This is a genomic window from Parafrankia sp. BMG5.11 (genome assembly GCF_004337455.1).
The window spans coordinates 192617-200450 of the sequence record NZ_SJXI01000007.1 but is presented as its reverse complement, the minus strand read 5'-3'; the positions used below and the strand labels follow the sequence as shown (position 1 = coordinate 200450).

8 protein-coding genes are annotated in these 7834 nt (G+C 74.6%); 7 read left to right on the top strand and 1 reads right to left on the bottom strand.

The window, feature by feature from the left end:
- Positions 1-159 precede the first annotated feature (159 nt).
- From E0504_RS05925 to E0504_RS05910, 4 genes are all read left to right on the top strand, one after another.
- Positions 160-1032: a 2,3,4,5-tetrahydropyridine-2,6-dicarboxylate N-succinyltransferase gene (locus tag E0504_RS05925; RefSeq protein ID WP_373693873.1), complete on the top strand. Its 873-nt coding sequence runs from the start codon at positions 160-162 to the stop codon at positions 1030-1032.
- A gap of 5 nt (positions 1033-1037) precedes the next feature.
- Entirely contained in the window at positions 1038-2168 is a 1131-nt protein-coding gene (gene dapE / locus E0504_RS05920; RefSeq protein WP_112104643.1) for a succinyl-diaminopimelate desuccinylase, read from the top strand.
- Between the two features lie 197 nt (positions 2169-2365).
- Positions 2366-3205 (top strand): TIGR00730 family Rossman fold protein, encoded by an 840-nt coding sequence (locus E0504_RS05915; RefSeq protein ID WP_165938411.1) that lies wholly within the window; start codon positions 2366-2368, stop codon positions 3203-3205.
- Positions 3202-3798 carry a TIGR00730 family Rossman fold protein gene (locus E0504_RS05910; protein ID WP_020458522.1) on the top strand — a complete coding sequence of 199 codons (597 nt, stop codon included), beginning with the start codon at positions 3202-3204 and terminating at the stop codon, positions 3796-3798. Before E0504_RS05915 ends, E0504_RS05910 begins: the two co-directional genes overlap by 4 nt.
- A gap of 50 nt (positions 3799-3848) precedes the next feature.
- On the opposite strand, the gene folP is transcribed toward E0504_RS05910, so the two are convergent.
- A complete protein-coding gene (gene folP / locus E0504_RS05905; protein WP_112104647.1) occupies positions 3849-4661 on the bottom strand; it encodes a dihydropteroate synthase in 813 nt (270 codons plus the stop codon).
- 218 nt (positions 4662-4879) lie between these two features.
- Here folP and E0504_RS05900 point away from each other — a divergent pair, with 218 nt between their 5' ends.
- The 3 genes from E0504_RS05900 (at position 4880) to E0504_RS05890 (ending at position 7759) form a co-directional block, all read left to right on the top strand.
- Complete coding sequence (locus tag E0504_RS05900; protein ID WP_112106013.1) at positions 4880-5503, top strand: DivIVA domain-containing protein; 624 nt, start codon at positions 4880-4882, stop codon at positions 5501-5503.
- A 179-nt stretch (positions 5504-5682) separates the two neighbouring features.
- Positions 5683-5850, top strand: coding sequence for a DUF3117 domain-containing protein (locus E0504_RS05895; protein ID WP_006544345.1), 168 nt, complete (start codon positions 5683-5685; stop codon positions 5848-5850).
- A 58-nt stretch (positions 5851-5908) separates the two neighbouring features.
- The gene (locus E0504_RS05890) at positions 5909-7759 is read left to right on the top strand and encodes a leucyl aminopeptidase (protein WP_131622283.1); all 1851 of its coding nucleotides are present in this window, start codon (positions 5909-5911) and stop codon (positions 7757-7759) included.
- Positions 7760-7834: the final 75 nt, after the last annotated feature.

The following is a 7834-nucleotide window of genomic DNA, read 5'->3' as shown; positions in this document are numbered from 1 at the left end:
GCCGTACGAGACCGGGCAGATGGCCGTCCCGCGGCCCGGTGGTGGCGAGCAGGGAGACCGGAACACGCCGGGCTGGGGCTCGGAGCCCGACGTCCGCTGACCGCCGCGGTCGCGAGCGCCGCTCACCCCGAGACCCGTAGGGTCTTATCCGTGAGCAGCGTGAGCGGAGCAAACCCCAGCCCATCGGACGTGGGTGTCACGTCCGGCGAAGTCGTGTCTCCCCTGGACCGGGCCATCGACGACCTGTGGGAGCGTCGCGGCGAGCTGACGCCGGAGGACACCCAGGCCCGCAAGGTCATCGTGGGCGCGGTCGACGCGATCGACGCCGGTGAGGCCCGGGTCGCCCAGGTCGCCGCGGACGGCAGCGTCGTCGTCGACGAGCGGGCCAAGCGGGCGATCCTGCTGTCGTTCAAGGTCCTGCCGATGGTCGAGTCGGCCGCCGGGGACTTCCACTTCCATGACCGCGTCCCGCTCAAGACCCGGTTCGACGGCGTGCGGGTGGTGCCGGGCGCGATCGTCCGCTGGGGCGCCCACGTCGAGCCCGGTGCCGTGCTCATGCCCAGCTACACCAACATCGGCGGCTACGTCGGTGCCGGGACCCTCGTCGACACCTGGGCGACGGTCGGCTCGTGCGCCCAGGTCGGGCGCAATGTCCACCTCTCCGGCGGGGTCGGCCTGGGCGGCGTGCTCGAGCCGCCGAGCGCGGTGCCGGTGGTCGTCGAGGACGACGCGTTCGTCGGCAGCCGCTGCATGGTGGTCGAGGGCGCCCGGGTCCGGCGCGGCGCGAAGCTCGGCGCCGGGGCGATCCTGACGGCGTCCACCCACGTCTTCGACGCTGTGACGGGGGAGGAGTACCCGCGCGGGGAGATCCCGGAGCGCGCGGTGGCCGTCGGCTCAAGCCGGGTCCGCTCCTTCCCGGCCGGCGAGTTCGCCATGCCCTGCATCCTCGTCCTGCGCACTCTGGACGAAGGCGAGATCCACGACAAGCTCGCGCTGAACGACATCCTGCGTGAACACGGCGTGGCCCCCTGACCGTCATGGGCCTCGATCTGGCGCTGCCCGTCGGTGAGCTGACGCGTGTCCTCGTGGACGTGCCGTCGGTCAGCGGCGACGAGGGCACGCTCGCGACGGCCGTCGAGGAGGCGCTGCGCTCCCTCGGCGGCCTGGAGATCCTGCGGGACGGCGACGCGGTGCTCGCGCGGACCGGCCACGGCCTGCCCGCGCGGGTGCTGCTGGCCGGTCACCTCGACACGGTGCCCGTCGCCGACAACCTCCCGGCCCGCCTCGACGGCTCCCGCCTGTACGGCTGCGGGACGTCCGACATGAAGGCCGGGGTGGCCGTGATGCTCCGCCTGGCTGCGCTCCTCGGCACCCCGGCGTCGGGGTCGGCGCCGGCGCCCGAGTCGAGGCCGGGGCCGGTCTCGGGGGCGGGGGCGCGGCACGACGTCACCTGGGTCTTCTACGACAACGAGGAGGTCGCGGCCGCCCGTAACGGGCTGCGCCGGCTCGCCGAGCGGCACCGCGACTGGCTCCAGGCGGATCTGGCGATCCTCATGGAGCCCACCTCCGGCGAGATCGAGGCGGGCTGCCAGGGCACGCTGCGGGTCGTGGCCACGGTGCCGGGCCGCCGCGCGCACTCGGCCCGCTCCTGGCTCGGGGAGAACGCCATCCACCAGGCCGGGGAGCTGCTGACCCGGCTGGCGCGGTACCGGCCGCGGTCCGTCACGCTGGACGGCTGCACCTACCGGGAGGGCCTCTCGGCGGTCCGGATCGACGGCGGCGTGGCCGGCAACGTGATCCCGGACAGTTGCCGGGTCACGGTGAACTTCCGCTTCGCCCCCGACCGGGACCCGAAGGCCGCGCTGGCCCACGTGGCCGAGGTGCTGGACGGCTACGACCTGGTGCTCGACGACAGCGCCGGCGGGGCCCCGCCCGGGCTGTCCGCCCCGGCCGCGGCGGCCTTCGTGGCGGCCACCGGGCGGGCCCCGGTGGCCAAGTACGGGTGGACCGACGTGGCGCGGTTCGCCGAGCTGGGCATACCGGCGCTCAACTACGGTCCCGGCGACCCGAACCTGGCGCACACCCGCGACGAGTACGTCGAGGTGGCGGTGATCGAGGAGACGGAGCGCGTGCTCGGCTCCTACCTGGTCGGCCGCGGCACGCCCTGAGCTTCGGGCGTCCGGGCGGATCTGCGTATGGTGCGGACGTGACTCGGCCCGCCCACCCTGATCCGCCGGGCGGCGGATCGACGTCCCAGCCGATCGTTCCGACAGCGGCCGCGCGCCCAGCCGGTGATGGTCCGGCGGACGTCCCCCCGCCCGTTCCCGCCGTCGAGCCCGGGCCCGCGGTTGCTCCCGCGGCCGCGGTGTCCAGGCGTACCCGGCGGGGTGGCGGGCCGCCGCCCGAGCAGCGCCGCGGCCCGGTCACGGCGCGGCGCGGGCAGGTGGAGCACTCCACCACCGACCAACGCCTGCTCGACACCCGCAGCCCGGCCTCGTTCGTCCACAGTGACCCGTGGCGCGTCCTGCGCATTCAGAGCGAGTTCGTCGAGGGCTTCGGGCTGCTGGCGGATCTGCCCCCGGCCGTCACGGTCTTCGGGTCGGCCCGGGTCGGCCGGGACGAACCCGAGTACGAGCTGGGACGCCGGCTCGGTGCCGCGCTGGCCGACGCCGGCTACGCGGTGATCACCGGCGGCGGGCCGGGCACGATGGAGGCGGTCAACCGGGGGGCGCAGGAGGCCGGCGGGCTCTCGGTCGGCCTCGGCATCGAGCTGCCCTTCGAGCAGGATCTCAACGACTGGGTCGATCTGGGCGTCAGCTTCCGGTACTTCTTCGTCCGCAAGACGATGTTCGTGAAGTACGCCGAGGCCTTCGTCATCATGCCGGGCGGGTTCGGCACCCTCGACGAGCTCTTCGAGGCCCTCACCCTGCTGCAGACGGGCAAGGTGACCCGGTTCCCGGTGGTGCTCATGGGCACGGCCTACTGGTCGGGCCTGCTGGAGTGGCTGCGCTCGACCGTCCTCGGCTCCGCCCGGATCAAGCCGGGCGACCTCGACCTGGTGACCATGACCGACGACGTCGACGAGGCCGTGCGCCTGATCCTCGAGGGGACCGGCCGTGCCGGCCCGCCCGCCGCGGCCACCTCCGGCGACGAGACCGCCAGCGAGGTCGGCGGGGCCGCCGCGGCCGGTGGGGCGCCCTCGTGAACGTCTGTGTGTACTGCGCGTCCTCGGACCACATCGATCCCGCGTTCGTGCTGCTCGCCGCCGAGGTCGGCACGGAGCTCGCCCGGCGCGGGCACGTGCTGGTCTCGGGCGGCGGCTCGGTGTCGTGCATGGGCGCCCTCGCCCGGGCCGCGCGGGCCGGCGGCGCGCACACGGTCGGCGTGATCCCCGAGACGCTGCTGGCGATGGAGGTCGGGGACACCGACTCCGACGAGCTGATCGTCACCGCCACGATGCGCGAGCGCAAGGCCGTCATGGACGACCGCGCCGACGGGTTCCTGACCCTGCCGGGCGGGCTCGGCACCCTCGAGGAACTGCTCGAGATCTGGGTGGCCGCGGTGCTCGGCCTGCACGCCAAACCGGTCGTCATCCTGGATCACGACGGCGTGTACGCGCACCTGCGCATGCTCGTCGAGGACCTGGTCGGCCGCGGCTTCGTCCGCCCGCCGGCCCGCGACATCCTGATCTGGGCGACCAGCGTGCCCGAGGCCTTCGACATCCTCGAGGCGGGCGCCGGCGCGGGCCGCGGCGCCGCCCGGGTGCCCACACAGGGCGAGGTCGCCGAAGGCGAGTAGCGCACCGCCGGCCCAGGCCGGCGCGCCTGGCGGTGCTGGTCCGGCCCGGCTCAGACCACGCCGCGGCGGGCGATCCGCAGGTCGACGTCCCCGCGCAGCGCGGAGACCATGCGCAGCGTGCGCCAGGTGGCGGCGACCTGGTGCGCGCGGAAGACCCGGGCTCCCAGCCAGGCCGCCACGGAGGTCGCCGCGAGCGTGCCCTCCAGCCGCTCGTCCACGGGCGCGTCGAGGACCTCACCGACGAAGTCCTTGTTGGACATCGCGACCAGCACCGGCCACCCGGTCGCGACCAGTTCCGGCAGGCGGCGGGTCGACTCCAGCGAGTGTCGGCTGTTCTTGCCGAAGTCGTGCCCTGGGTCGATGAGCACCCCGTCCGGCCGGGCGCCCAGCGACACCGCCCGTTCGGCCAGCGCTGTCGTCGTGGCGGCGATGTCGGCGACCACGTCGTCGTAGGCGATCCGGTGCGGACGGGTCCGCGGCGGCAGGTGGCCGGCGTGGGTGCAGACCAGCCCGGTGCCGAACTCGGCGGCGACCTCGGCCAGCTCCGGGTCGACCCCGCCCCAGGCGTCGTTGAGCAGGTCGGCGCCCTCGCCGGCGACGATCCGTCCGACCTCGGCGCGCCAGGTGTCGACGCTGATCACGACCTCCGGGTGGCGGGCCCGCACCGCCGAGACGAACCCGCCGACGCGGCGCAGCTCCTCGGCTGCGTCGACCTCTTCGCCCGGGGCCGCCTTGACCCCGCCGATGTCGATGATCCCGGCTCCGGCGTCCACCGCCGCGTCGACGGCGGCGAGCGCCTCGGCCTCGCCGTAGGTGGCCCCGCGGTCGAAGAAGGAGTCCGGCGTGCGGTTGACGATCGCCATCACGACCAGCTCGGACGGCGCGAACACCCGCGACCCCAGGCGCAACGGCCGCGCCGGCACCGGCCCAGCCGCCGGGCCGGGTGCGTCGGTCGGGCGGGGTACGTCGGTCGGGCGGGGTACGTCGGTCGGGCGGGGCTCGCTGGTCGGGAAGGCGTCGGCGGGCACCCCGCAACCCTGCCAGAGACCGCGGGCCGGCGGGATCGCCCCGGGGGCGGCGGGTGGATCCGCTCGGCCCACCCGGGCATGGCACGATCGACGGCGTGGTGCTCGCAGTGGAGATCGTGCTTGTCGCGGTGGTCGTCTTCGCCGTCGCCGCGCTGGCCGTCGGCCGGTTCGACCGGATGGCGCCGGCCGTGCCCGACGGACCGCACACCGGCCTCGGCGCGCGTTCCGTGGCGGCCGACGACGTGGCGGACGTCCGGTTCGGCATGGCGGCCCGCGGCTACCGGATGGCCGAGGTCGACGCCGTCCTGGCCCGCCTCGCCTACGAGATCGCCTGGCGTGACGAGGAGCTCGCCCGCCGGGACGACGAGCTCGTCCGGCTCGCGGAGTTCGCGCATCTCGGCGTCGGCGGTGACGACGACGCGCACCCCGGCCCAGCCGCCGACCTCGACGCCGACCTTGACGCCGACACCGACGCCGACATGGCCCGGCCCGGCGATGTCCAGACGGAGCCCGCCGGGACCGAGGCGGTGCGGGATCCTGCCGCACAGCATGATTCGACCCGGCATGATCTGGAAAAGCTTGATCCGGAACGGCCTGCCCCGGAGCGGGCGGATGCCACACGAGGGGACACTCACGGCCCCGAGGCCTCGCCGTCCGGGGAAAATGGCCGTGGGTAACCGTAGTGAATCACACCAGAGTCCCTCGTTCGGAGCCGCCAGAGGCCCTCTCGGGCCACCGAAACCACTACCTCTCCGTGACCGTTGTGATTCCCCGCAGGGACGTGTTTCGGTTTGCGGGTCGGTCTCCGGGATAATCGTCGTCAGACGCAGGTCCGACGGCAGGAAGAGGTGCACCGATGGCGGCCATGAAGCCGCGGACGGGTGACGGTCCGCTCGAGGTCACCAAGGAGGGGCGCGGCATTGTCATGCGCGTCCCGCTCGAAGGGGGCGGCCGACTCGTCGTCGAACTCACAGCCGACGAGGCGAGCGCGCTGGGAGACGCTCTCAAGATCGCGGTCGGTTAGGCTCGGTGGTCACCTACCCCCGGCCCGGCGGACGGGTCCGCGGGGCGGAGGCGTCCGCGTGACGACCGCCGCTCCCGCCCAGGACGCCGACCTCATCGACTCGAGGTACCGCGCCCCCCTCGTCATCCTCACATCCACCGAGCACCCGCCGTCAGTTGGTGGGCCCGAGCCGGGCGAGCCGCCGGTCCGGGACGATACCGGCGGGGCGCCGGGCGAACCGGCGCCGCCGGCCGGCTCCGTTGGCGCGCCCGGTGTTGCCGGCTCGCCCGGTAGTGCCGGAGCGGTCGGTACTGCCGGCGCTGGTGGTGCTGCCGAGGGTACGGCCGGCGCCGCGGTCGGCTGGGACTGTTCCGTGCTCGCCGTCGTGGTCACCAGTGTCGATGGTGCCGCGGTCGTCGGCGAGCAGGGCCGGAGCGCCTGCGCGCGCGTCGGCGCGGACCCGGACCGCCTGATCGAGAACGAGGCCTTCCGGGGCGACGCGGGCGGTGTCCTCGTCGTGCCGCTGTCGCGCTCCGAGCGGCCGTGGCGGTTGTTCCTGCTCGGCGTGGGCGCCGGTGGGACCGCCGACTGGCGTTCGGCCGGCGCGGCTCTCGCGCGGCGCGGGGGAACGCGGGGGCGGCCCTTCGTCGTCGCCGAACCCGACGCCGAGCAGATCTACGCGTTCGTCGAGGGCTTCGTGCTGGGCTCCTACCGCCCGGCAGACGCCGTCACCGGTGCCACCCCGGAGGACGCCGTCACCGGTACGACCCACGAGGCGGGCACCGAGCCGGCTCCCGAGTCCGCGGAGTCCGCCGAGTCAGCTCCCGACGAGCCGCCGGCCGGTCCGCGAGCCGAGCGGATCCTCGTCCTGCGCACGGAGCGCGCCGAGAACCCGGCGCTGATCGAGGCGGTGCGCCGGGCGCGCGCCGTGGCGGATGGCGTGTGCCTCGCCCGTGATCTGATCAACATGCCGAGCCTCGTGAAGACGCCACGCTGGCTGGCGGACCAGGCGGTGCGAGCCGCGTCCCAGGCCGGCCTGGGCGTCACCGTGCTCGACCACTCCGACCTGGTCAGCCAGGGCTTCGGCGGGCTGGTCGCGGTGGGCGGGGGCTCCCCGCGCCCGCCCTGTCTGGTGACGTTGACCTACGACGGCCCGTCCGCGCCCGGCGGGAGGACTCCCGGCCACCGGGTGCTGGTCGGCAAGGGGATCACCTTCGACTCCGGCGGGCTGTCGCTCAAGCCGTCGGTCTCCATGGCCAGCATGAAGACCGACATGTCCGGCGCGGCTGCCGTGCTCGGCGCCATGGTCACGCTGGCCGAGCTGGAAGTTCCCGGCAAGGTCACCGCGCTGCTCTGCCTCGCCGAGAACATGATCGGCGCGTCCGCCGTCCGGCCCGGAGACGTGATCACCTGCTGGGGCGGAACGACGGTCGAGGTACTCAACACCGACGCCGAGGGCCGGTTGGTGCTCGCCGACGGCCTGGCCTACGCCGCCGCCACCCTCGCCCCCGACCAGATCGTCGACCTGGCCACGCTCACCGGCGCGATCACCGTCGCGCTCGGTCGGCGCACCGCTGGCCTGTTCTCCTCCGACGACACGCTGGCCGGCGAGCTCGCCGACGCGGCCGGCCGCGCGGGGGAGCGGGTCTGGCGGCTGCCGCTGACCGAGGAGTACCGGCCGGCCATCGACTCGCCGGTCGCCGACCTGGCGAACATCGGCCGTGCGCTGGACGTCAACGGCGGGTCGATCACCGCCGCGCTGTTCCTCAGGGAGTTCACCGCGGGTCTGCCCTGGGCGCACTTCGACATCGCCGGCACGGCCCGCGCGGACTCCGACGACGGCGAGATCAGCCGCGGCGGGACCGGGTGGGGAGTGCGCACCCTGATCGCCTACCTCGCCGGAGCCCCGGCAGGCGAACAGCCCACCTGACGGAGCGCGTCCGCGGTTCGGCGGAACCGCGGACGCCGCATGGTGTCCGCGGTTCCGCCGGCCAGCGGGCGGGCC

What these genes read in the sequence shown, in the direction of transcription:
- dapE (WP_112104643.1), top strand. Translation starts at nt 1,038, where the DNA reads ATGGGCCTCGATCTGGCGCTGCCCGTCGGTGAGCTGACGCGTGTCCTC.
- folP (WP_112104647.1), bottom strand. Translation starts at nt 4,661, where the DNA reads ATGGCGATCGTCAACCGCACGCCGGACTCCTTCTTCGACCGCGGGGCC.
- E0504_RS05895 (WP_006544345.1), top strand. Translation starts at nt 5,683, where the DNA reads ATGGCGGCCATGAAGCCGCGGACGGGTGACGGTCCGCTCGAGGTCACC.